The organism is Actinomadura roseirufa, from assembly GCF_900659635.1.
Taxonomy (GTDB): domain Bacteria; phylum Actinomycetota; class Actinomycetes; order Streptosporangiales; family Streptosporangiaceae; genus Spirillospora; species Spirillospora roseirufa.
In genome coordinates, this window is record NZ_CAACVB010000034.1 from 1 (window position 1) to 22,564 (window position 22,564).

Below are 22,564 nucleotides of genomic sequence, written 5' to 3' on the forward strand. Positions count from 1 at the left end.
CCCGCCGCCCGCGACCGGGCGGTCCGGCGCGCCGGACCGGCCCGCCGGCCGCCGGGACCATCGGACGGGTCGTGCCCGGACGCGCACGTCACCAGGTCCGCGGTCATGGGCGCGGCCCCGTCCGGACGCGGGGGTCGAGGATCCCGTAGACGAGATCCGACGCGAGGCCGGCCAGCAGGACCGCGCACACGGCGACGCAGTCGACGGCCGCGACCACGTTGACGTCGCCCTGGGTGATGGCGTCGACGAGCCATTCGCCCATCCCGTGCCAGCCGAAGAGCTTCTCGGTGAACATGGCGCCGAGGAGGAGCAGCCCGAAGGCGTAGGCGAAGTACGTGGTCATGGGGATCAGCGCCGTGCGCAGCCCGTGCCGCAGCAGCGCGTCCCGGCGGCGGAGCCCCTTGGCCCGGGCGGTGCGCACGAAGTCGGCGTGCAGCACGTCCAGCATCAGCCCGCGCTGGTAGCGGCTGTACAGGGCCAGCTGGGCAAGGGCGATCGTGGCGGTCGGGAGCAGCAGGTGGCGGGCCCGGTCGCCGAGGGCGCCCAGCACGCCGAACGGCCCGTCGGACGCTCCGGGGCCGGACTCGCCGACCCACTCGAACAGGCGCACCCCGGTCATCTCGTTGACCTTGCTCGCGACCATCTGCAGCAGCACCGCCAGGACGAACACCGGCACGGCCAGGAGCAGGCAGGAGGTGAACGTGATGAGCCGGTCCGCGGCGCGACCGTGCCTGACGGCCGCGTAGGCGCCGAGCAGCACGCCCAGGACGCCGCCCAGGAGGGCGCCGAGCGGGATCAGGCGGAGGCTCACGCCGAGGCGCCGCCACAACTCGGCGTTGACGGGCCTGTCCTCCCAGGTGCGGCCGAAGTCTCCGCGCGCCACGCCCGCGGCCCAGGTGCCGTAGCGCTCGGCCAGCGGCGCCCGGTCGTCGAGGTTGAGCCGGGCGAGGTGCGCCTCGATGACGGCCTCGGGCGGGCGTGGGATGCGCCCGTCGAAGTTGGAGCGCGGCCGGAGCGCGGTCGCCGCGAGCAGGTAGGCGAGGCTCGCGGCGAGGACGGCCAGCACGAGGTACCCCGAAAGCCGGCGCAGCAGGAACGCCGCCATGTCCCCCCTCCCCGGCGCTGAGAACAATCACAGGATGCTACTGATCGTTCACGTTCCGCGCGCAGAAACGCCGGGGAGCGCCCCTTTGACGGTCCGCCGAAACAGAAGCCGGTCTACCCGCGGCGCCATAAAGACCTGGCCGGACGGTGGGCAGCGAAAGACCGGCTCGCCACGTCCCGGGGCCGGATGCGACCTCGGGCTTCGTCACACGAGGGCCGCCTCTCGCTTCCCCTCCGCCCCGCTCGCGGTCCGGAGGCGCCGAGGGGGAGGGGCCCGGGAGAGCCCCAGGGACGCCCTCAGAAAGCGGATGTTCGTTCCTTCAAGGAGCGGGGAACTTGTCCGGAACGGACGTTCGTTTTATGTTGGCGCCATGCCCAGGGTCAGCGAAGAGCACCTCGAACGGCGCCGCCGGCAGATCCTCGACGCGGCGCACGCCTGCTTCGTCCGCAAGGGCGTCAACGAGACGTCGATGCAGGACATCTTCGCTCAGTCCGGGCTCTCGGCCGGGGCCGTGTACCGGTACTTCACGAGCAAGAACGAGATCATCGAGGCCGTCACCTCCACGGCGATCGGCGACCTCCACACCTTCTTCGCCGACCTCGCCGCCCGCGACCCGCTCCCCTCCCTGGACGAGATGGTCCTGCAGCTCGCCAGGAGGGTCGTCGCCCTCTCCGGCGAGGACGGCCCGATGCGCCTCGCACCCCAGACCTGGGGCCTCGCGATGCACGATCCCGAACTCCGCCGCTACGTGGCGGACAACCTGCGCAGCCTCCGGGACACGTGGAGGTCCTACATGCGCCGCCTCATCGCGGCCGGGCTGCTCCCGCCGGATGCGGACATCGACGCCGCGGGCAAGACGTTGCTCGGCCTCATGCCCGGCTTCGTCCTGCAGCGCCTCCTGCTGGGGGACGTCACGCCGGAGGAGCTCCAACGCGGGATCAGAGCGCTGTCGCGCGACAGCGTGCTGACGCTCCTGCCCTGACCCCTGGACCACCCCGATACTTCGGGTTTCAACCACGCCCGAAACAGGGGATCTCACCTCACAGACCGCGTTCCCCCGGTTATTCACGTGACTTCTGGGATACGTGTGCACGTTGCGGGCCCGTTGGGCGTCCTACGGCGTGAGTGTGTCGCTTGTCGTGAAGGTGTGCCCGTTGTCCGTTGTCCGTTGCCCGTCGCCCGTGCCGATCAGCCGGTGGCCGGTCGCCGGCGCGCGCCCGGATCCGGATCCGGACCACATCCGTCCTGTTCGTCCCGTCCGTCCAGGTAGTCCCATCTGGTTCTCTCCGTCCGCTTCCGCGGTTACCATCGCGACACGCGCGGCGGATCCGCGTCGAAGTCGCGTTTCCGCAGCGTGGGGTCCCCGTGTCCTGAGGCGGACGCCCCTGTGCACCAGGGCGGGGAGCAGGACGTTTTAACATTTCATTACCTTTGAGTCCCCCGGGAGCACACCATGGAGACGGTGGAACACGACCGCAGGGTGGGACGCGCGGCGTTCCTGCTGGCCCTCGCGGCTGTCCTGACCGTCGCGGCGTCACTGGTGCTGGGCGCCTGGGTGCCCGCCGGGCGGCGCCTGGTCTGGTGGCACCCGGAGATCGTCATCGCGCTCTTCTGGGCACCGGGCGGCGCGGTCCTGCTGCGCCACCGGCCGGGCCTGCGCGTCGGCTGGCTCATGCTCGGGTCCGGCTGCAGCGCGGCCGTGTACATCCTGGTCCTCAACCTGGGCCCCTGGTTCGAGCTGCACCACTGGGCGGGGGCCGGGTTCCTCACCTGGCTCGGCACCTGGCTCTGGGCGATCGACACCTACGCCCTGACGCTCGTCCTGCCACTGATCTTCCCGGACGGGCGGCTGGTGTCGCGCTGGTACCGGCCCGTCCTGCTCATGGCCTGCCTCGTCCCGGTCGTCGTGTGCGTGCACCTCACGATCGACCCGGACGCCCGGAGCTTCCACAACGGGGTCTCGGTCTACCCCTTCCAGGACATCCCCGTGCCGATCAGCGCGCTCATCATCGCCACGCTGCTCGGCGGGCTGGTGTCGATCATCGTCCGGTTCGTGCGGTCGCCCCCGGACGTCCGGCGTCAGATCGCCTGGGTCGTCTACCCGGGCGTGCTGGCCCAGGCGATCATCTACATCGGGGAGAACAGCCGGATCGGCGACCCGGTCCGCAACGTGACGATCGCCGCGGTGCCGATCTGCATCGCGATCGCCATCACCCGCTACCGGCTGTACGACATCGACCTCGTGGTCAGCCGGACGCTGGTGTACGCCGGCCTCGTCGTGGTCATCACCGGCGTGTACTTCGCGCTGGTCGGCGCCGCCAGCCTGCTGGCGCACGGCCGCGGCACGCTCGCCGGGCTCGCCGGGGCCGTCGCGGCCGGCGCGGTGTTCGAGCCGGTCAGGCGGCGGCTCCAGCGCGCCGTGGACGGGCTGATCCACGGCGAGCGCGACCCCTACCGGATCGCCGACCGGCTCAACCGGCGGCTGCAGACCGCCGCCGACCCGGGCGCCGCGCTCGCCGTCGCCGCCGAGGTGGCGCGCTCGGCGCTGCACGCCACCGGCGTCATGATCGAGGTGCTGGACCGGGACGGCCGGACGATCGCGGCCGAGGACGGCCTGCTCGGCGACCGGCCCCAGCTGATCCCGCTGGTGTGGCACGGCGAGCCGGTGGGCCGGCTGCTGTTCGGCGTCACCCGGCCGCCCGACGCGCGCCTGTCCGGCATCCTCGCCCGCAACCTGGCGGAACTGGCCAACGCGGCGCGGCTCGCCGCGGACGTGCAGCGCTCCCGCGAGCACATCCTGCGCACCCGGGAGGAGGAGCGGCGGCGGCTGCGCCGCGACCTGCACGACGGGCTCGGCCCGACGCTGGCCAGCCTCGCCATGACGGTGGACGCGGCGCGCATCACGCTGAAGACCGACCCGGCGGCCGTGGACGCGCTGCTGGAGAACCTGCGCGCGACGATGGGCCGGACCATCGGCGACATCCGCGAGCTGGTCTACGGGCTGCGCCCGCCCGCGCTGGACGACCTGGGCTTGGCCGGGGCCATCCAGGCGCTCGGCGGCGTCGTCGCGACGGGCGACGGCCCCAAGGTGGACGTGCACGTGGAGGGCGACCTGGAGCGGCTGCCCGCCGCCGCCGAGGTCGCGGCGTACCGGATCGTGCAGGAGGCCCTCACCAACGTGCACCGGCACGCGAAGGCCGACTGCGCGGAGGTCCGGCTTTACCTGAACGGCGACCTGCACGTCACCGTGAACGACGACGGGGTGGGGCTGCCTTCACGGTTGCGCTCCGGAATCGGCATGTCCTCCATGCGCGAGCGCGCGGCCGAGCTGGGCGGTTCCTGCACCGTGGGCCCGGGGCCCAGGGGCGGCACCCTGGTGCGCGCCCGGCTGCCCGTCAACGGAGCCCATCTGTAGCGGCACTTTCGCCGCCGTACCCGTGGGAACTCGGCCGGGCCACCCGGTGGGAGGGCCGGTGACCGCCCCCCGCCAAGAAGGTCGCCACCGGCCCTCGGGCTCCGCACGGCGCCGGGGCTCCCATCCCGGTCCATACGGGCCATTCACCAGAGGGTGTGCAAGAAGAAAGTTATGCCGCTCCGGGTCCCGTTGGAGAGGGACAGTAGTCCCGTTCGATCCGGGACCGCCGGAATTTCGGTCGAATCGCAGGTCGTAAGGGGGCGCTCAGATCCAGCCGGGACGGGTCTCGCCCTCGGCGACCAGGACGGCCGGGCCCTTCAGACGGCTCGTCCCGCTGTCGAGGGTCACCGTCACGCGTCCACCGGGAACATCGACGGTCCACTCCCCCTCGGGCAGGGCGTCGCCGCCCGTGCCCCGGGCCTGCGCGGCGGCCGCCGCGGCGACGGCGACGGTCCCGGTTCCGCAGGACCTCGTCTCGCCGGAGCCGCGCTCGTACACCCGCATCTCCAGGTGCCGTTCGCCGACCGGCCGGTAGAACTCGATGTTGACCCCGTCCGGAAAGGCCACCGGGTCGAAGCCCGGGGCGCGCGACAGGTCGAGCGCCGCGACGGGCTCCTCCACCGCGCAGGCCAGGTGGGGGTTCCCCATCGAGACGCCCGTCCCCGGGAACGACCTGCCCGCCATGGACGCCTCGCCCGGGCCGAGCAGCCGGGGCGGGCCCATGTCCACGCTCACGTCGCCGGACGCGCCCAGCGACACGCGCCGCGCCCCCGCGCGCGTGGCGACGTCCCACTCGCCGGGCGGGGCGAGGCCGGCCTCGACCAGGTAGCGGGCGAAGACCCGCAGCCCGTTCCCGCACATCTCGGCGACGCCGCCGTCGGCGTTGCGATAGTCCATGAACCATTCGGCGTCCGCCAGGCCCGCGCCCGCCGCCCCGGTCGGCCCACTGCCCGTCCCACTGCCCGTCTCCAGGCCCGCCGCCTTGGCCCGGACGACGCGCAGGACGCCGTCGGCGCCGATTCCCGCCCGCCGGTCGCACAGCCGCCGCACGGCCTCCGGCGTGAGATCGAGGGCGCCGTCCGGGTCGGGCAGGATCACGAAGTCGTTCTCGGTGCCGTGCCCCTTCACAAACCGCATACCTCGATCGTATTGCCTGGCCCAGGTGGTCTCAGCGGAGCGGCTCCAGGGCCCGCTCCAGCAGGTCAGGGGCATCGTGGGGCAGCCACTGGACCCGTGGGTCGCGGCGGAACCACGACTCCTGGCGGCGGGCGAAGCGGCGGGTCGTCCGGACGGTGTCCGCCTTGGCCTCCTCCTGCGTCCACTCCCCCGCCAGATACCGGAGCACCTGCGCGTACCCGAGCGCGCGACCGGCGGTCACGCCGTCGCGCAGGCCCCTTTTCTCCAGGGCCCTGACCTCGTCCACGAGGCCCGCGTCCCACATCCGGTCCACGCGCAGGGCTATCCGTTCGTCCAGTACGGCTCGCGGCACGTTCAACCCGATCTGCACGACCGCGTCGTAGCGGTACCTGTGCTCGGGCATGGTCGCCGTGAAGGGGCGGCCGGAGATCTCGATGACCTCCAGTGCCCGGACGATGCGGCGGCCGTTGCTCGGCAGGATCGCCTCCGCCGCCGCCGGATCCAGGCCGCGCAGCCGTTCATGGAGCGCACCGGGGCCCGTCCGCGCCAGTTCCTCCTCCAGGCGCGCGCGCACGGCGGGATCCGTCCCCGGAAACTCCAGGTGGTCGAGTGCCGCCCGCACGTAGAGCCCTGAACCGCCGACGAGGACCGGAACCCGGTCCCGGGCCCGTATACCGGCGATCGCCTCGGCGCTGAGCCTCTGGTACTCGGCCACGCTCGCCGTGACCGTCACGTCCCAGACGTCCAGGAGGTGGTGAGGAACCCCGCGCATCTCCTGGACGTCGAGCTTGGCCGTGCCGATGTCCATTCCGCGGTAGAGCTGCATCGAGTCGGCGTTCACCGCCTCACCGTCCAGGCGGAGGGCCAGGTCCACGGCGAGGTCGGACTTGCCGGCGGCGGTCGCCCCGACGACCGCGATCACATCTGGAGACGTCACAGGCTTAATTGTGGCAACAGAACGGGTATAGCCCGGTTGTACGGGTGCCGTGCGAAGTCGCGTGGCGCCATCGGCACGAGGGATCCGGGGGGAGAACGAATGTCCATCGTCGACAAGGTCAAGCAGATGCTCGGCCAGCACTCTGACAAGGCCAAGCACGCCGTGGACAAGGGTGGGGACAAGTTCGACCAGAAGACCGGCGGGAAGTACGCCGACAAGGTCGACCAGGCCCAGGAGAAGGCCGACGACTTCATCGACAGGAGCGGTGAGGGCGACGCCGGCGGCGGCACGCCCGGTCCCAACCAGCCCCACTGATCCAGCGCGCCCCTACACCGCATCAGCCCGGCGGGCCGCAGGGGGGCGGACGCGGGTTCACCGCCGCCGACATCGGCGTCCCGCCCCTCGGCCCGGCCCCTTCCTTTCCGCAGGGCGAGCACCGCGTACCCGCCGCCGGACCTCAGGAAGGGGTCGAGCAGCCCGGCGCCACAGCCGCCTGTGCGGCCGGGCGCCCGATGGAGGGCATGCCCAGCGAAACACCCTTGGCCCCGGCGCCGCCCCCGCCCTGGCGCGCCTCCCACGCGTCTCCGGCGCGGGTGCGCCGGACGGCCTCGACCGGCTTGTCCGCGACCAGATGGTGCGGCGCCGCGTAGGTGACCTCCACGGTGACCATGTCACCGGGCCGGACCGGCTCGGCCGGCGCCCGGAAATGGACCAGGCGGTTGTCGGCGGCACGGCCCGACAGGCGGCGGGTCTCGCCGTCCTTGCGGCCCTCGCCCTCGGCGACCAGGACCTCCAGGGTGCGGCCGAGCTGCTTCTTGTTCTCCGCCCAGGAGATCTCCTCCTGGAGCGCGACGAGCCGCTCGTAGCGCTCCTGGACGACCTCCTTCGGGAGCTGCCCGTCCATGGTCGCGGCCGGGGTGCCGGGACGCTTGGAGTACTGGAACGTGAAGGCCGAGCTGAACCGGGCCTCGCGCACCACGTGCAGGGTCTGCTCGAAGTCCGCGTCGGTCTCGCCCGGGAAGCCCACGATGATGTCCGTCGTGATCGCGGCGTCCGGGATCGCGGCCCGGACCTTCTCGATGATCCCGAGGTAGCGCTCCTGCCGGTAGGAGCGGCGCATGGCGCGCAGCACCGCGTCCGACCCGGACTGCAAGGGCATGTGCAGCGACGGTGTCACGTTCGGCGTCTCGGCCATGGCGGCGATGACGTCGTCGGTGAAGTCCTTGGGGTGCGGCGAGGTGAACCGGACGCGCTCCAGGCCCTCGACCTGCCCGCAGGCGCGCAGGAGACCCGCGAACGCGGACTGGCCGCCCGCGGTCATCGCCCGGACCTCCTCGGGGGCCGCGGCGAGCGCGCCGAAGCCCGAGCCGTAGGCGTTGACGTTCTGCCCGAGCAGGGTCACCTCGAGCACGCCCTCGGCGACGAGCGCCTCCACCTCGGCGAGGATCTCGCCCGGGCGGCGGTCCTTCTCCTTGCCTCGCAGAGAGGGGACGATGCAGAAGGTACAGGTGTTGTTGCAGCCGACCGAGATCGAGACCCATGCCGCGTAGGGCGACTCCCGCCGGGTGGGCAGCGTCGAGGGGAAGGTCACCAGCGACTCTTCGATCTCGACCTGCGCCTCGCTCTGGACGCGCGAGCGCTCCAGCAGGGCGGGAAGCGAGCCGATGTTGTGGGTGCCGAACACCACGTCCACCCACGGCGCACGCTTGACGATGGTGTCGCGGTCCTTCTGCGCGAGGCATCCGCCCACGGCGATCTGCATGCCGGGGTGACCGTCCTTGACGGGACGCAGGTGACCGAGGTTGCCGTAAAGGCGGTTGTCGGCGTTCTCCCGGACGGCGCAGGTGTTGAACACCACCACGTCGGGTTCGGTGTCTCCGGCGCGGACGTACCCTGCCGATTCCAGGAGCCCGGACAGCCGCTCGGAGTCGTGGACGTTCATCTGGCACCCGTAGGTACGGATCTCGTACGTGCGGGGGCCGGTCTCGATAGGCGCACTCATGACAGTCATCAAGGGTACGCGCCGGGCACGGTCCGCCCGACATGATCGAAGGCCGCCGCGGACGGCGCCCCGGACCGCATCCGCCGCACCATGATCACCATAAGGTTACCGGCGAGTTACGAAACGGGTGAACACCCTTCATCCCGGACGCCGCGACTGTTATCACCAGGGGCCCGAACACCCCCGCCGACATGGGTTTTCGTGATCGTATCGGTACCGCGCGGAGGCTTGCCGGTCGATGTCGATGACGTAAAGTCCGGGCGCATGACGGACAGCGAAGGCGAGCCCGAACCCGCCACGGGCGGCGGGCCGCAGGACGCGATCCCGGGCGCCGGGCCCCTCGTCGTGGTCGAGCACGTCGACAAGCACTTCGGCGAGCTGCACGTCCTCAAGGACATCAACCTCACGGTGAACCGTGGCGAGGTCGTCGTCGTCATCGGCCCCTCGGGCGGCGGCAAGTCCACCCTGTGCCGCTCGATCAACCGGCTGGAGCCCATCGACGGCGGCACGATCCTGGTCGACGGCAGGGAGCTGCCCAAGGAGGGCAAGGAACTGGCGAGGCTGCGCGCCGACGTCGGCATGGTGTTCCAGTCGTTCAACCTGTTCGCCCACAAGACCATCCTGGAGAACGTCACGCTCGGGCCGATCAAGGTCCGCAAGCAGGGCAGGGCCGAGTCGGAGAAGCACGCGCTGGAGCTGCTGGACCGCGTCGGCATCGCCGACCAGGCCCAGAAGTACCCCGTGCAGTTGTCCGGCGGGCAGCAGCAGCGCGCCGCCATCGCACGCTCCCTCGCGATGAAGCCCAAGGTGATGCTGTTCGACGAGCCCACCTCGGCGCTGGACCCGGAGATGGTCAACGAGGTCCTGGACGTCATGACCGGGCTGGCCAGGGACGGCATGACGATGATCGTGGTGACCCACGAGATGGGCTTCGCCCGCCGGGCGGCCCAGAAGGTCGTGTTCATGGCGGACGGCCAGATCGTGGAGGAGAACACGCCCGACGAGTTCTTCACCAACGCGCGCACCGACCGCGCCAAGGACTTCCTTTCCAAGATCCTCACCCACTGAGCCGGCGGGGCTCCGGCAGGAAAGAGGTAACGAGCATGCGAGCACGTCGTTTCGGCGCCCTCGTCGGCGCGGGGATGGCGCTGTCCCTGGCGCTCAGTGCCTGCGGCAGCGACACCGAGAAGACCGAGGCCAAGACGGTCGTCCAGAAGGCCAAGGACGACAAGAAGCTGACCATCGGGATCAAGTTCGACCAGCCGGCGCTCGGGCTGAAGAAGCCCGACGGCACCTTCGACGGCTTCGACGTGGACGTCGCCAAGTACATCGCCCAGAAGCTGGGCGTGCCCGAGAGCGGCGTCACCTTCAAGGAGACGACGTCGGCGAACCGCGAGTCCTTCCTCGGCGGCGGCCAGGTGGACCTCGTCATCGCCACCTACTCCATCACCGACGCCCGCAAGAAGCAGATCACCTTCGGGGGTCCGTACTACGTCGCCCACCAGGACACGATGGTGAAGGCCGACAACACCTCCATCAAGAAGCCCCAGGACCTCAAGGGCAAGAAGCTGTGCAAGGCGGCCGGGTCCAACTCCTTCCGCCGCATCACCGAGGGCCCGCCGGACGGCAAGCTCGCCATCGGCGGCGTCACGCTGGTCGAGGCGGCGAGCTACTCCGACTGCGCCGCCAAGCTCAAGAACGGCGCGGTCGACGCGGTCAGCACCGACGACCTGATCCTGGCCGGCTTCGCCAACCAGCAGAAGGGCTCCTTCAAGGTCATCAGCGCGCCCTTCACCGACGAGAAGTACGGCGTCGGCATCAAGAAGGGCGACAAGGAGACCTGCGAGGCCGTCAACCTGGCCATCACGCAGATGTACTCCGACGGCACCGCCAAGACCCTGCTGGAGAAGCACTTCTCGGGCACGGGACTGACGCCGACGACGACCGTCCCGCAGATGGAAGGCTGCGCCTGATCCGAGGCTGAGCAGGCCGCGCCGGCGCGCTCCCCGCAGGCACGTGGCCGGGGAGTACGCCGGCATGGCCCCTAACCGCTGGAACGCCATGGAGCAGCTACTCAATGTTTGACTTCGGCCCCTTCTTCGACAACATCGACCAGATCCTCGAAGGCTTCTGGGCGACCGTGCGCCTGGCCGCGGTCGCGGCGGTGCTCTCGATGCTCTTCGGGACGATCCTGGTGAGCTTCCGCGTCTCCCCGGTGCCCGTCCTGCGCACCTTCGGGACGGTGTACGTCAACGTGCTGCGCAACACGCCGCTGACGCTCGTGCTCCTGATGTGCAGCCTCGGCCTCAACGACGAACTGGCCCTGAAGTTCAGCGAGTCGAACAGCACCTACTACTGGTGGGCGGTGCTCGGGCTGTCCGGGTACACGGCGGCGTTCGTCTGCGAGGCGCTGCGCGCCGGCGTCAACACCGTGCCGCTGGGGCAGGCCGAGGCGGCGCGCTCCATCGGGCTGACCTTCGGCCAGTCGCTGCGCATGATCATTCTGCCGCAGGCGTTCCGCGCGGTCCTCGCCCCGCTCGGCAGCGTCCTCATCGGGATGATCAAGAACACGACGGTGGCGGCCGCGGCGGGCTACGCCGAGGCGGCGACCAAGATGAAGGACCTGCTGGACCTGCCGTCCTTCACCAGCGGGGCGCTCCCCCTGTTCATCGGCGTGGCCGCCGGGTTCATGATCCTCACACTGCCGACCGGGTTCTTCTTCGGCTGGCTCCACAAGCGGATGGCGGTGGCGCGATGAGCGACGAGGCGACCGTCCTGTTCGACGCCCCCGGGCCGCGGGCGCGGGCGCGGCACCGGATCGCGACCGTCGTCGCGTCGGCGGTGTTCCTCGCGGTCCTCGCCGCGCTCGTCTGGCGTTTCAACGAGCGGGGCCAGTTCGAGGGCAGGCTCTGGAGCCCGTTCCTGAAGTGGGAGGTGTGGGACGGCCTCATCCTGCCGGGCCTGTGGGACACGCTGAAGGCGGCGGCCGTCGCCTCGGTGCTCGCCGTGCTGTTCGGCATGGTGTTCGGCCTGGCGCGGCTGTCGGACCACCGGTGGATCCGGATTCCCGCCGCGGTCGTGGTGGAGTTCTTCCGCGCGATCCCGCTGCTGATCCTGATCTTCCTCGCGTTCTTCGTGCCCAACAAGATCAGCCCGACCATCGCCGATTCCTCGCTCGGCACCTTCCAGCGCCTGCTCGTGGACAACTTCTTCTCGATCTTCGGTGTGGAGATCAACGCCGGGACCATCACCGTCCCGGCGTTCGCCGCGGTCGTGTTCGGCCTGGTGATGTACAACGGCTCGGTGCTGGCCGAGGTGGTGCGCGCGGGCGTCCTGTCGATTCCCAAGGGGCAGTCGGAGGCCGCGTACTCGATCGGGCTGCGCAAGAACGGAGTCATGCGGCTGGTCCTGCTGCCGCAGGCCATCACGATGATGATGCCGGCGATCGTCAGCCAGCTCGTGGTCCTGCTGAAGGACACCGCGCTCGGGTTCATCATCGCCTACTCCGAGCTGCTGCAGGCCGGCTTCAAGCAGGTCCCCGCCAACTACGACAACAACAAGCTCCAGGCGGGCCTCGTCGTCGCGGTCATCTACATCGCGATCAACATGTCGGTGAGCCGGTTCGCGACCTGGCTGGAGGGGCGCGGCAGGCGCAGCCGCAAGACCTCGGCCGCGACGATGGGCGGCGGGGTCGGCGCCCCGCCCGCGCCGGGCATGGCGGCCGGCCCCGGGACGCTCTGAGACCGTTACGTTCGACACATTCGCGGCTAAAGCGACATCTGACACGCTGGGCGCCGCCGGGAGATCCGGCGGCGCCCTTCGTGTGCGGCGGCGGCGCGGCGAGCATCGCACGCATCCCCGAGAGCACCGCTGAGAGAACCACCGACGCGCCGTGAGCGTTCGAGCACGCAATCGCCCCGCCCCTCGGTCCGCGAGGCGTTCAGAGCGGCGTTCAGAGCCGCGCCCCCACGCGGGCGCGCACCCCGCCGCCGGACGCGGCCGGGGAAGGCCCAGGTGGTTCCGCGGAACGCCTCCGACCTGTTGTTACCCGTGGGTCCCCTGGCGACCGCCGTGTATCTTTCCGAAGTCAAAGCGCCCGTCATGGCCCCAACCGATCCCTGTATGCGGGACGATTCCTGGTATGACCGCTCGTGCGACCCTCCCCTACGGCTCCTGGCCTTCACCCATCTCTGCCGCCGATGTCGCCCGCGCCCGGCTGCGCCTTAGTTTTCCCACTGTCGCGGGTGATGACGTTTGGTGGCAGGAGAGCCGCCCCGAGGAGGGCGGCCGGACCACGGTCGTCCATCTCAAGGGAGGCCGTCGCACCGAGCTGCTCGCGGCGCCCTGGGACGCCCGGACGCGCGTGCACGAGTACGGCGGGCGGTCGTATCTGCAGATCAGAACCGGCGCGGGCACCTCGATCGTGTTCTCCAACTACGAGGACCAGCGGCTGCACCGGCTCGACGAGGGCGACTCCAAGCCCTACCCGCTGACCCCGGAACCGGCCGTCCGGGCCGGGCTGCGGTACGCCGACTACGTGCTGTCGCCCGACGGCACCGAGATCTGGTGCGTGTGCGAGGGCCACATCGCCGATCCCGAGGCCGGTGAGGGCGCCACCGGCATCCGGCGCGCCATCGTCGCCGTCCCCCTGGACGGCAGCGCCGCCGAGGACGCGGGCGCGATCCGCGAGCTCGTCACCGGCGCGCACTTCTACGCGAGCCCGGCCCCCTCGCCCGGCGGCGGGCACCTGGCGTGGGTGCAGTGGAACCACCCCCGCATGCCCTGGGACGGCACCGAGCTGCGCGTGGCCGCGATCGAGGAGGGCAGGACGGTCGCCCCCCGCACGGTCAAGGGCGGTCTCACCGAGTCGGTCGTGGCGCCGCTGTGGCGCGACGAGGAGTCCCTCTACGTCATCTCCGACTGGCCCGGCTGGTGGAACATCTACCAGGTCGGCCTGCACGGCGAGTCCCCGCAGGCGCTGTACCCCGCCGAGGAGGAGTTCGCCGGCCCGCTGTGGCAGCTCGGCGGGATGCCCTACGCGCTGCTCGGCGACGGGCGCCTGGCGGTGCTGCACGGCGAGGGCGACCTGCGCCTCGGGATCTACGACCCGGAGACGCTGGACCTCGTCGACCTCGAGGTGCCCTACGCGCACTGGCTGACCCAGCTGTCGGCCGACGGCACCACCGTCGTCGGCATCGGCGGCGGCCCGGACGTCCCGCCGTCGGTGGTGCGGGTCGACACCGCCACCGGCCGCGCCGAGGGGCTGCGCCGCGAGCTGCCCCGGATCCCCGAGGCCGGGTACCTGTCCACGCCGCGCGCCGAGCGGCTCGAAGGGCCGTTCGGGCGGCCGGTGTACGCCTACGTCTTCCCCCCGGCCAACCCGGAGGCCGCGGCCCCCGAAGGGGAACTGCCCCCGTACGTGGTGTTCGTGCACGGCGGCCCCACCAGCCGCGTGTCCCCGGTCCTCAGTCTGGAGCGGGCGTACTTCACCAGCCGCGGCATCGGCGTCGTGGACGTCAACTACGGCGGTTCCGCCGGTTACGGGCGCGCCTACCGCGAGCGGCTGCGCCGCCAGTGGGGCGTGGTGGACGTCGAGGACGCCGTCGCCGCCGCGCGCGCCCTCGTCGACGGGGGCATCGCCGACCCCGCGCGGCTCGCCATCCGCGGCGGCTCCGCGGGCGGCTGGACCACGCTCGCCGCGATCACGCGGACGGACGTGTTCAAGGCCGCCACGTCCTACTACGGCGTCAGCGACCTGCACACCTTCGCCGGGGCCACGCACGATTTCGAGTCGCACTACCTCTTCGGCCTGATCGGCCCGCTGCCCGGGTTCGAACGCGCCTACGAGGAGCGCTCGCCGCTCAACCACGCCGACAAGACGGCGTGCCCCGTCCTGCTCCTGCAGGGCGTGGACGACCCGGTGGTCCCGCCCGAGCAGTCGGAGCGCTTCGCGGTGGCGCTGGCCGAGAAGAAGACGCCCTACGCCTACCTCACGTTCGAGGGCGAGTCGCACGGCTTCCGCAAGGCCGGCACGGTCATCGCCTGCCTGGAGGCGGAGCTGGCGTTCTACGGCCAGACCCTCGGGTTCGAGCCGCGCGGCGTCGACCCCATCGACCTCACGGTCGGCTGATCGCACCGCGCGCCCGTCAGCGGGAGGGCGAACGCTCCCGTTGACGGACCGCGGGCCGGTCCCGCGCGCCCCGGGGTCTCCGCGGGACGCCGCCGCTATCTCGCGCGGTCGTCGGCCGCTGCGCGGAGCTTGGTGACGTCACCGTCGAAGTAGGGCGAGTACGAGCGCGACGCGGTGCTGCCGCCGCCCTGGTATCCCCCGATGACGCCGTTGACGGACCCGGTCCTGGTCCGGCCGTCGTAGTTCAGCAGCCAGGGGCTCCCGCTCGTCCCGCCGTAGAAGCCGGCGCAGTCCATGCGGATCTGGTACCTCGACTGCCGGGCGGTCTTCGTGCGGCAGTAGATCGGATGGTCCCGCGAGTCGTAGGCGATCTTCGGGTAGCCCGAGACGTTCACCGTCCTGCCCACCCCCTGGCCGACCGCGAGCCTGTTGTACCCCACCACGCTCTGGATCTTCCGGCCCTTCAGCGGGTTGAGCGCGATGAACCCGAAGTCCAGGTCGGCGTCGGACCCCGCCGCCCAGCGGCGGTCGACCAGGAGGAGCCCGGCCGTCCACGTCCCGTAGGGGCGCTTCCCCCGGTCGTACTTGGGAACGAAGGCGACCTTGGTCGCGTACCCCGCGTTCTTACCGCCGTGGATGCAGTGGGCCGCGGTGAGCAGGAGCCGCTGGGAGGCGCTCTGCACCACGCTGGCCGTGCAGTAGTGGTCGCCCCTGCCGTTGCTGAAGAACAACGCGCCGATCGTGGGCACCCCGCCGAACGCCGTCGACGGCGGCACCGCCTGAGCGGTGAGCCCCCGGGGGGCCGCCTGCGCCCGCTGGTCGACCGGGGTCGCCGCAGCCATCCGCCGGGCCGTCCAGTACCGGGCCGCGGCGTCGGAGTCGGCCGCGCTGACGCTCATGCTCGCCGCGCTGCCGGCCACCGCGCGGCTCTTCCCGTCGCCGGCGAGCCACACCGCGCCGGCGCCCGCCGCGACCGCTCCCGCGGACGTCACGGCCGCCACCGTCCATCTTATCCGCCCCTTGCGCATCGCCCGAAACTATCGACTCCGGCGTACCGCCACAACGCGAACGATCACACTGCTCAGCGGGCGAACTCGATGGCCCGCGACTCCCGCACCACCGTGACCCGGATCTGGCCGGGGTAGGTCAGCTCGTCCTCGACCTGCTTGGCGATGTCACGGGCGATGACCTGCGCCTGGATGTCGTCCACGGAGTCGGGTTTGACCATCACGCGGACCTCCCGGCCCGCCTGCATCGCGAAGACCTTCTCCACTCCGGCGTGCTTCTCCTTTGCGATCTCCTCCAGGCGCTCCAGCCGCTTGACGTACGCCTCCAGCGACTCCCGGCGCGCCCCCGGGCGGCTCCCGCTCACCGCGTCCGCCGCCTGGGTGAGGACCGCCTCGACCGTGCGCACCTCCACCTCGTTGTGGTGCGCCTCGATCGCGTGGACGACGTCCTCGTGCTCGCCGTACCGGCGGGCGATCTCGGCGCCGATCAGCGCGTGGCTGCCCTCCACCTCGTGCGTGAGGGCCTTGCCGATGTCGTGCAGGAGCGTGCAGCGCTTGGCCGCCTCCACCGGGAGCCGCAGCTCCGCGGCCATGATCCCGGCGATGTGCGCCGACTCGATCAGGTGCTTCAGGACGTTCTGCCCGTAGGAGGTCCGGTACCTCAGCCGCCCCAGCAGCGCGATGAGCTCCGGGTGCATGTCGGCGACGCCCACCTCGACGAGGGCGTCCTCGCCGGCGCGCACGCACAGCTGCTCCACGTCGCTCTTGCTGCGCTCGTAGACCTCCTCGATGCGCTGCGGGTGGATGCGCCCGTCCAGGACGAGCTTCTCCAGGGTCAGCCTCCCGACCTCCCGGCGCACCGGGTCGAAGCAGCTCAGCAGCACCGCCTCGGGCGTGTCGTCGATGATGAGGTTGACGCCCGTCGTCGTCTCGAACGCCCGGATGTTGCGTCCCTCGCGGCCGATGATGCGGCCCTTCATCTCGTCGCCCGGCAGATGCAGCACCGACACCACCGACTCGGCCGTCTGCTCGCTCGCGACGCGCTGGATCGCCAGCGTCACGATCTTCCGCGCGCGCTTCTCGCCCTCGGCCCGCGCGGCGTTCTCGATCTCCCGGGTGATCGGGATGGCCTCCCGCTTGGCCTGGTTCTCGATCGCCGTGACCAGCTCGCCCCTGGCCTGCTCCGCGGTGAGCCCGGCGGTCCGCTCCAGCACTCGCCGGCGCTCGTCCTCGACCCCGGCGAGCTCACGCCTGCGCTCCTCCAGCGTCCGCTTGCCCTCCGCTAGCCGTCCCGACCACTCCTCCAGCCGCCGCACCTCGCCGTCCAGCCGCTGTTCCCGCTCCGCCAGCCGGGTCTCCCTGCGCTCCAGGTCCTCCCGGAGCGTCCGCAGGTCCTCGCGGAGGGTTCGGCTCTCCTCCTCGAGCTCCGCCCGCGCCGAGGCGGCGATCCGCTGCGCCTGTGTCTCGGCCTTCTCCAGGACCTCCTGCGCCTCCAGCTTGGCGCGGGCCCTGACCTCGTCCGCCTCGCTCTGGGCCAGGGCCATCTCCGCCGCGGCCTTCCCGTGCACGCCGGGGCGCCAGAAGATGACGACGACGAGAGCGGCCAGGGTCACCAGCAGCGCTGCACCCAGCAGGACGCTCTCCATGAGGCAGATCCTTCCTCGCCGCGAGCCCCGCCTGGAGTGGGGGCCCTGCCTTGCGAGGACTTACTCGCGTCCCGCCCTGCGGCTGGGTACACGTCATCGCCGGGACGCGACGCGCGCGCCCGGTGACTCGGCCGGATCCGGCCAGCGAACGGGTCCTGTCTGCCTCTCAGCTGCTCGAACGTGCTCGGCCGTATGGCAATCCGCGAGACGCGGAGTAACTCCTCACTGCCGTAACGGTAAGCGGCATAGAGGTAATGAGCAAGCAAACCGTGGGCATTCCGGACTAACCGAACGACCACGTGAGTCCTTGCTTACCGGGGCGGGTTCCGCCCGCACCCCCACCCACCTGCCAGGTTATGAGGCCGTCCAAGTAAGGGACGGATAACCCCGCGTCAGGCCGCGTCGTCATTCCCCGGCGTGTCGCTCCGCGTTCACCGGCGTGGCGCGGCCCGGGTCAGTCGACGGGCGGCGCCGCGTCGGGGAGGTCGTCGAGATCGGTTCCCTCGTCGGCGAGGGCCTCCTTGACCACGCGGTAGCAGAGGCCCGGAGGGTAGCCCTTGCGGGCGAGGACGCCGACGAGCCGGCGCATGCGCCTGGCGGGGTCGAGGCCGCTGGTGGCGGGCAGCCTGCGGTCGACGAGGGCGCGCGCCGTGCGCTCCTCCCGGCCCGGGTCGAGGGAATCCACGGCGTCCTCGACGGTGTCCGCGGCCACGCCGCGGTGCCGCAGCTCGGCCGCGAGCGCCCGCCTGGCCAGCCCACGGCCGGCGTGACGGGACTCGACCCACGACCGGGCGAACGACTCGTCGTCGATGAGGCCGACGTCGGTGAGGCGGGACAGGACGCGGCCGGCCACCTCGTCGGGGACGTCCCGGCGGCGGAGCGCGTCGGCGAGCTGGGCGCGGGTGCGCGGGGACGAGGTCAGCATGCGCAGGCACAGCTCCCGTGCCCGCGCCTCGGGGTCGGCGGGCGGCTCGGCGGAGCCGCCCCGGCGCCGGGTCATCGGGGACCGCGCCGGGTGGGCGGCTCCGCGGGAGCGGCGGCGCCGTCGGGGAAGGTCCGCGCGCCGGCATGCCGGCGCCGGGTAAGGCGCCGCCGCCCTACACACGAGATCATCGCTCACTCATCGTCAAGCGTCACCCGTATCGAGGGATTCATCGTCAGGAATCACCCGACTTGACCGCCTTTGTGGTCTTCCTCCCGGCGGCGGAAGCGGCCTTGGCGGGCGCGGCGGCGACCGGGGCCGGCGGCGCGGCCGCCGCGGCGGCGGCCGCGGGTTCGGCCTCCTTGTCGACCTTCGGGCCGATGCCCAGCTTCTCCTTGATCTTCTTCTCGATGCCGTCCGCCATGTCGGGGTTGGCCTTGAGGAAGTTGCGGGCGTTCTCCTTGCCCTGGCCGAGCTGGTCGCCGTCGTAGGTGTACCAGGCGCCGGACTTGCGGACGAAGCCGTGCTCCACGCCGAGGTCGATCAGGCCGCCCTCGCGGCTGATGCCCTGGCCGTAGAGCAGGTCGAAGTCGGCGACGCGGAACGGCGGGGCCATCTTGTTCTTGACGACCTTGACCCGGACGCGGTTGCCGACGGCCTCGGTGCCGTCCTTGAGGGTCTCGATGCGGCGCACGTCCAGCCGGACCGAGGCGTAGAACTTCAGCGCCCGGCCGCCGGTGGTGGTCTCCGGGGAGCCGAACATGACGCCGACCTTCTCGCGGAGCTGGTTGATGAAGATGACGGTGGTCTTGGTCTGGTTGATCGCGCCGGTGAGCTTGCGCAGGGCCTGGGACATCAGGCGGGCCTGGAGGCCGACGTGGCTGTCGCCCATCTCGCCCTCGATCTCGGCGCGCGGGACGAGCGCGGCGACCGAGTCGATCACGACGATGTCGATCGCGCCGGAGCGGATCAGCATGTCGGTGATCTCCAGGGCCTGCTCGCCGGTGTCGGGCTGGGAGACCAGGAGCGCGTCGATGTCGACACCGAGTTTGGTCGCGTACTCGGGGTCGAGGGCGTGCTCGGCGTCGACGAACGCCGCGATGCCGCCCTTCTTCTGCACGCTGGCCACCGAGTGCAGCGCGATGGAGGTCTTGCCGGAGCCCTCCGGGCCGTAGACCTCGACGACACGGCCGCGGGGCAGGCCGCCGATGCCGAGCGCGATGTCGAGCGAGATCGCGCCGGTGGGGATGACCTCGACCGGTGCGCGCGCCTCCTCGCCCATCCGCATGACCGAGCCCTTGCCGAACTGCCGCTCGATCTGGGCGAGTGCGGTCTCGAGAGCCTTCTCCCGGTCGTTCGCTGCCATGAGATGTCCTTCTCGTCGTGACTGTCGGCTCTCTGCCGCTGCTTGCGATGTCGAGGGCGACGTTACGGCGGGCCGCCGACACTTTTCGAGCCCCGGACGCGGTTGTGGACGACGCCGCGTGCCCGGACCACCTTACCGAACATCCGTTCGATCATCGTCGCGCGTCCTGGTTTGGACCGGAATCTCCGTGCGCGCCGTGGTCCGGACCCCGTACGCTGGCGCCGTCCACGGAGGGTTCCATCATGACGCTGACCGTTCTCTTCTGCGTCGATCCGCTCCATCCCCGGCGCGTTGACCCCCACTTCTCCCGCGAGGCCTCGGCCGTGCGGGACCACTACGGCGAGATCGCCCTGATCGACCACGACGCGCTGCGGCGCGGGGACGTGGACGCGGCGGTGCGCGCGGTGCCCGTGGACCTGGGCGCCGTGTGGTACCGCGGCTGGATGCTCACCGCGGGCGAGTACGCCGCGATGGCCGCCACCATGAAGCGCCGCGGAACAGTCCTCCTGACCCACCCGGAGGACTACCGGCGCGCGCACGAGCTGCCGGGCTGGCACGACACGTTCGCGGGGCTGACCCCCCACAGCGTGTGGCGCGCCTTGAGCCCCGGCCAGGACCCGGGTGACCTGGGAGAGCTGGGCGAGCTCGTCCGGTCGCTGCCCAGCGGGCCCGGGGTGGTCAAGGACTACGTGAAGTCGCGCAAGCACGAGTGGGACGAAGCCTGCTACGTCCCCGACGTCAAGAACCTGGCACAGCTCCACGACATCGCCGCGAAGATGGTCGCGCTCCAGGACGACCATCTGGCCGGGGGGCTCGTCGTCCGCGAGTACGAGCAGTACGACGGCGCGGGCGAGGCACGCGTGTGGTGGGTGGACGGGGAGCCCGCGCTGGTGGGGCCGCACCCCGACAGCCCGGACATCGAACCCGACCCGGAGCTCGACGCGGTCGCGCCCGCCGTGCGGTCGCTCGGCTGCCGGTTCATCACCACCGACCTCGCGCGCCGCACGGACGGCGAATGGCGGGTGGTGGAGGTCGGCGACGGCCAGGTCAGCGACCTGCCCTCGACGGTCGACGCGATGGACCTGTACGCGCATCTCCCGGTCCCGGACTGACCCGCCTCCAGGACTCCCGGGCAGAGCGGCCTGGGCTCCCCACCGACCGGGTTCCACCTGGATGTGACGGAACCGGAACCCTGGCGGCTTCCGTCTCATTCGGACCGCCTTTAGGCTTGCCCCGCGCGTGCCGGATCCCTGCTCAACGGGGCGCCTGACCATGCCGTCCGGAACCTCCCGGGCCTTCGCCGTCTCGTTTCGAAGGACGTGTTCGCCTTGCCCCCACAGGAGCCCTCTCGCCGGCTCAGCTCGCGAGCCGTGAAGGTCGGGATGCTGAGCGCCCTGTCCCTGACCCTGGTCGCGTGCGGCTCCAAATCGACGACGGCGTGGTGCGTGGACCGGAACGCGCCCGCCGTGGGCAAGGGCGGCTACCGGACGGTGCCCGACTCCTTCTGCGACCCCGGTGACATCGACGGGTCGTCCAGGTCGTACGGCCAGTACTTCTGGTACTACGGCGGGCGGCGCGGCTCCGACGGCACGGTGGCGGGCGGCAGCTCGTACCGGCCGAGCAAGGGGAAGGTCAAGTCGAGCGGCGGGCACACGCTGAGCCGCGGCGGTTTCGGCGGCGGCGGCCGGAGCGGGGGCTGACCGGGTGCGCCGCATGCGTTCGACGCCCCGGGACGACTGGGCCGAGAGGATCGAGGCGCAGGGGCTCGCCTTCCACAGGACCGCGCATCCCGAGCACCTGGCCCGGCCCTACTGGGACGAGTCCGTCCACTACGTCTTCGACATGGACGAGGTCCTGGCGCTGGAGGAGACCGTCGAGGAACTCCACCGGATGTGCCTTCAGGTCGTGGAGCACGTCGTCGCCACCGGCCGGTACCAGGTGCTCGGCATCCCGGAGTGGGCGGCGCCGCTGATCGAGGAGTCGTGGCGGCGCGGGGACCCGCACCTGTACGGCCGGTTCGACCTGCGTTACGACGGGACCGGGCCGGCCAAGCTGCTGGAGTACAACGCCGACACCCCGACCGCCCTGGTCGAGAGTTCCATCGTCCAGTGGTACTGGCTGCAGGACGTCTATCCGCACGACGACCAGTGGAACTCCATCCACGAGCGCCTGGTGGCCCGCTGGAAGGAGATCGTCCCCCGGGTGGCGGACGGCCCGGCGCACTTCGCCTGGACGAACGGCGACGAGACCGGCGAGGAGGTCATGACGATCGCCTACATGCAGGAGACCGCCGAGGAGGCGGGCCTGAACGGCGTGGCGATCGCCATGGAGGACATCGGCTGGGACTCCGCGCGCGAGCGGTTCGTCGACCTCGAAGAGCAGGAGATCCGGACGCTCTGCAAGCTCTACCCCTGGGAATGGATCGTCTCCGAGCCGTTCGCGCGGAGCATCCCGGGAGCGCCCACGTCGTGGATCGAGCCGATCTGGAAGATGGTGCTCTCGAACAAGGCGCTGCTCGTCCTGCTCTGGGAGCTGTTCCCAGGGCACCCGAACCTGCTGCCCACGTTCCTCAACACCCCCGGGGATCTCACCTCGCACGTGCAGAAGCCGCTGCTGGGACGCGAGGGCGCGAGCATGCGCATCGTCACCCCGGACGGCCGCGTACAGCGCACCGAGGGCGACTACGGGGCGGAGGGTTTCGTCTTCCAGGAGTTCTGTCCCCTGCCGGACTTCGACGGGGAGCACCCGGTGATCGGAGCGTGGGTCGTCCACGACGAGTCCGCGGGGATCGGCATCCGGGAGACGTCCGGGCTCATCACCGACGACACCTCCTCCTTCGTCCCGCACCGCGTCCCGCTGTAGAGCCGGCCGCAGATCTTTCTGCGGCCGTCCCCGAC

At 71.3% G+C, this 22,564-nt stretch carries 19 protein-coding genes; 11 read left to right on the forward strand and 8 right to left on the reverse strand.

Annotated features, from left to right (window positions below; translation table 11 throughout):
• Positions 1-103: 103 nt before the first annotated feature.
• A complete protein-coding gene (locus tag E1291_RS10480; protein WP_131737554.1) occupies positions 104-1,105 on the reverse strand; it encodes an ABC transporter permease in 1,002 nt (333 codons plus the stop codon).
• A gap of 370 nt (positions 1,106-1,475) precedes the next feature.
• Between E1291_RS10480 and E1291_RS10485 the strand changes: the two genes are divergently transcribed.
• Both E1291_RS10485 and E1291_RS10490 read left to right on the forward strand, forming a co-directional pair.
• Entirely contained in the window at positions 1,476-2,087 is a 612-nt protein-coding gene (locus E1291_RS10485) for a TetR/AcrR family transcriptional regulator (protein ID WP_131737555.1), read from the forward strand.
• Positions 2,088-2,558: 471 nt separating this feature from the next.
• On the forward strand, positions 2,559-4,520 hold the full coding sequence (locus E1291_RS10490) for a sensor histidine kinase (protein WP_131737556.1): 1,962 nt from the start codon (positions 2,559-2,561) through the stop codon (positions 4,518-4,520).
• Between the two features lie 264 nt (positions 4,521-4,784).
• Here E1291_RS10490 and dapF read toward each other — a convergent pair whose 3' ends face one another.
• A complete protein-coding gene (gene dapF, locus E1291_RS10495) occupies positions 4,785-5,657 on the reverse strand; it encodes a diaminopimelate epimerase (RefSeq protein ID WP_131737557.1) in 873 nt (290 codons plus the stop codon).
• 31 nt (positions 5,658-5,688) lie between these two features.
• A complete protein-coding gene (gene miaA / locus E1291_RS10500; protein ID WP_131737590.1) occupies positions 5,689-6,579 on the reverse strand; it encodes a tRNA (adenosine(37)-N6)-dimethylallyltransferase MiaA in 891 nt (296 codons plus the stop codon).
• A gap of 114 nt (positions 6,580-6,693) precedes the next feature.
• On the opposite strand from miaA, the gene E1291_RS10505 reads away from it, so the two are divergent.
• Positions 6,694-6,909 (forward strand): antitoxin, encoded by a 216-nt coding sequence (locus E1291_RS10505; RefSeq protein ID WP_131737558.1) that lies wholly within the window; start codon positions 6,694-6,696, stop codon positions 6,907-6,909.
• A 142-nt stretch (positions 6,910-7,051) separates the two neighbouring features.
• Here E1291_RS10505 and miaB read toward each other — a convergent pair whose 3' ends face one another.
• Entirely contained in the window at positions 7,052-8,596 is a 1,545-nt protein-coding gene (gene miaB / locus E1291_RS10510; RefSeq protein WP_207400664.1) for a tRNA (N6-isopentenyl adenosine(37)-C2)-methylthiotransferase MiaB, read from the reverse strand.
• A 345-nt stretch (positions 8,597-8,941) separates the two neighbouring features.
• Between miaB and E1291_RS10515 the strand changes: the two genes are divergently transcribed.
• The 5 genes from E1291_RS10515 (at position 8,942) to E1291_RS10535 (ending at position 14,726) form a co-directional block, all read left to right on the forward strand.
• Positions 8,942-9,664: an amino acid ABC transporter ATP-binding protein gene (locus E1291_RS10515; RefSeq protein ID WP_242614067.1), complete on the forward strand. Its 723-nt coding sequence runs from the start codon at positions 8,942-8,944 to the stop codon at positions 9,662-9,664.
• Positions 9,665-9,699: 35 nt separating this feature from the next.
• The gene (locus tag E1291_RS10520) at positions 9,700-10,569 is read left to right on the forward strand and encodes a glutamate ABC transporter substrate-binding protein (RefSeq protein WP_131737561.1); all 870 of its coding nucleotides are present in this window, start codon (positions 9,700-9,702) and stop codon (positions 10,567-10,569) included.
• A gap of 104 nt (positions 10,570-10,673) precedes the next feature.
• Positions 10,674-11,354 (forward strand): amino acid ABC transporter permease, encoded by a 681-nt coding sequence (locus E1291_RS10525; protein WP_131737562.1) that lies wholly within the window; start codon positions 10,674-10,676, stop codon positions 11,352-11,354.
• Positions 11,351-12,337: an amino acid ABC transporter permease gene (locus tag E1291_RS10530; RefSeq protein ID WP_131737563.1), complete on the forward strand. Its 987-nt coding sequence runs from the start codon at positions 11,351-11,353 to the stop codon at positions 12,335-12,337. Before E1291_RS10525 ends, E1291_RS10530 begins: the two co-directional genes overlap by 4 nt.
• A gap of 400 nt (positions 12,338-12,737) precedes the next feature.
• Entirely contained in the window at positions 12,738-14,726 is a 1,989-nt protein-coding gene (locus tag E1291_RS10535) for a dipeptidyl-peptidase 5 (RefSeq protein WP_131737564.1), read from the forward strand.
• A 95-nt stretch (positions 14,727-14,821) separates the two neighbouring features.
• Here E1291_RS10535 and E1291_RS10540 read toward each other — a convergent pair whose 3' ends face one another.
• The 4 genes from E1291_RS10540 to recA all read right to left on the reverse strand — a co-directional run bounded on the left by E1291_RS10540 (position 14,822) and on the right by recA (position 19,667).
• Entirely contained in the window at positions 14,822-15,718 is an 897-nt protein-coding gene (locus E1291_RS10540; protein WP_165495056.1) for a trypsin-like serine peptidase, read from the reverse strand.
• Between the two features lie 89 nt (positions 15,719-15,807).
• Positions 15,808-17,379, reverse strand: a complete 1,572-nt coding sequence (rny, locus tag E1291_RS10545) for a ribonuclease Y (RefSeq protein WP_131737566.1) — start codon at positions 17,377-17,379, stop codon at positions 15,808-15,810.
• 454 nt (positions 17,380-17,833) lie between these two features.
• A complete protein-coding gene (locus E1291_RS10550; RefSeq protein WP_131737567.1) occupies positions 17,834-18,379 on the reverse strand; it encodes a regulatory protein RecX in 546 nt (181 codons plus the stop codon).
• Between the two features lie 157 nt (positions 18,380-18,536).
• A complete protein-coding gene (recA, locus tag E1291_RS10555; protein ID WP_131737568.1) occupies positions 18,537-19,667 on the reverse strand; it encodes a recombinase RecA in 1,131 nt (376 codons plus the stop codon).
• A gap of 242 nt (positions 19,668-19,909) precedes the next feature.
• Here recA and E1291_RS10560 point away from each other — a divergent pair, with 242 nt between their 5' ends.
• From E1291_RS10560 to E1291_RS10570, 3 genes are all read left to right on the forward strand, one after another.
• Positions 19,910-20,779, forward strand: a complete 870-nt coding sequence (locus E1291_RS10560) for an ATP-grasp domain-containing protein (protein ID WP_131737569.1) — start codon at positions 19,910-19,912, stop codon at positions 20,777-20,779.
• A 258-nt stretch (positions 20,780-21,037) separates the two neighbouring features.
• Positions 21,038-21,367, forward strand: coding sequence for a hypothetical protein (locus E1291_RS10565; protein ID WP_242614065.1), 330 nt, complete (start codon positions 21,038-21,040; stop codon positions 21,365-21,367).
• Positions 21,368-21,371: 4 nt separating this feature from the next.
• Positions 21,372-22,529 (forward strand): glutathionylspermidine synthase family protein, encoded by a 1,158-nt coding sequence (locus tag E1291_RS10570; RefSeq protein ID WP_207400665.1) that lies wholly within the window; start codon positions 21,372-21,374, stop codon positions 22,527-22,529.
• Positions 22,530-22,564 lie beyond the last annotated feature (35 nt).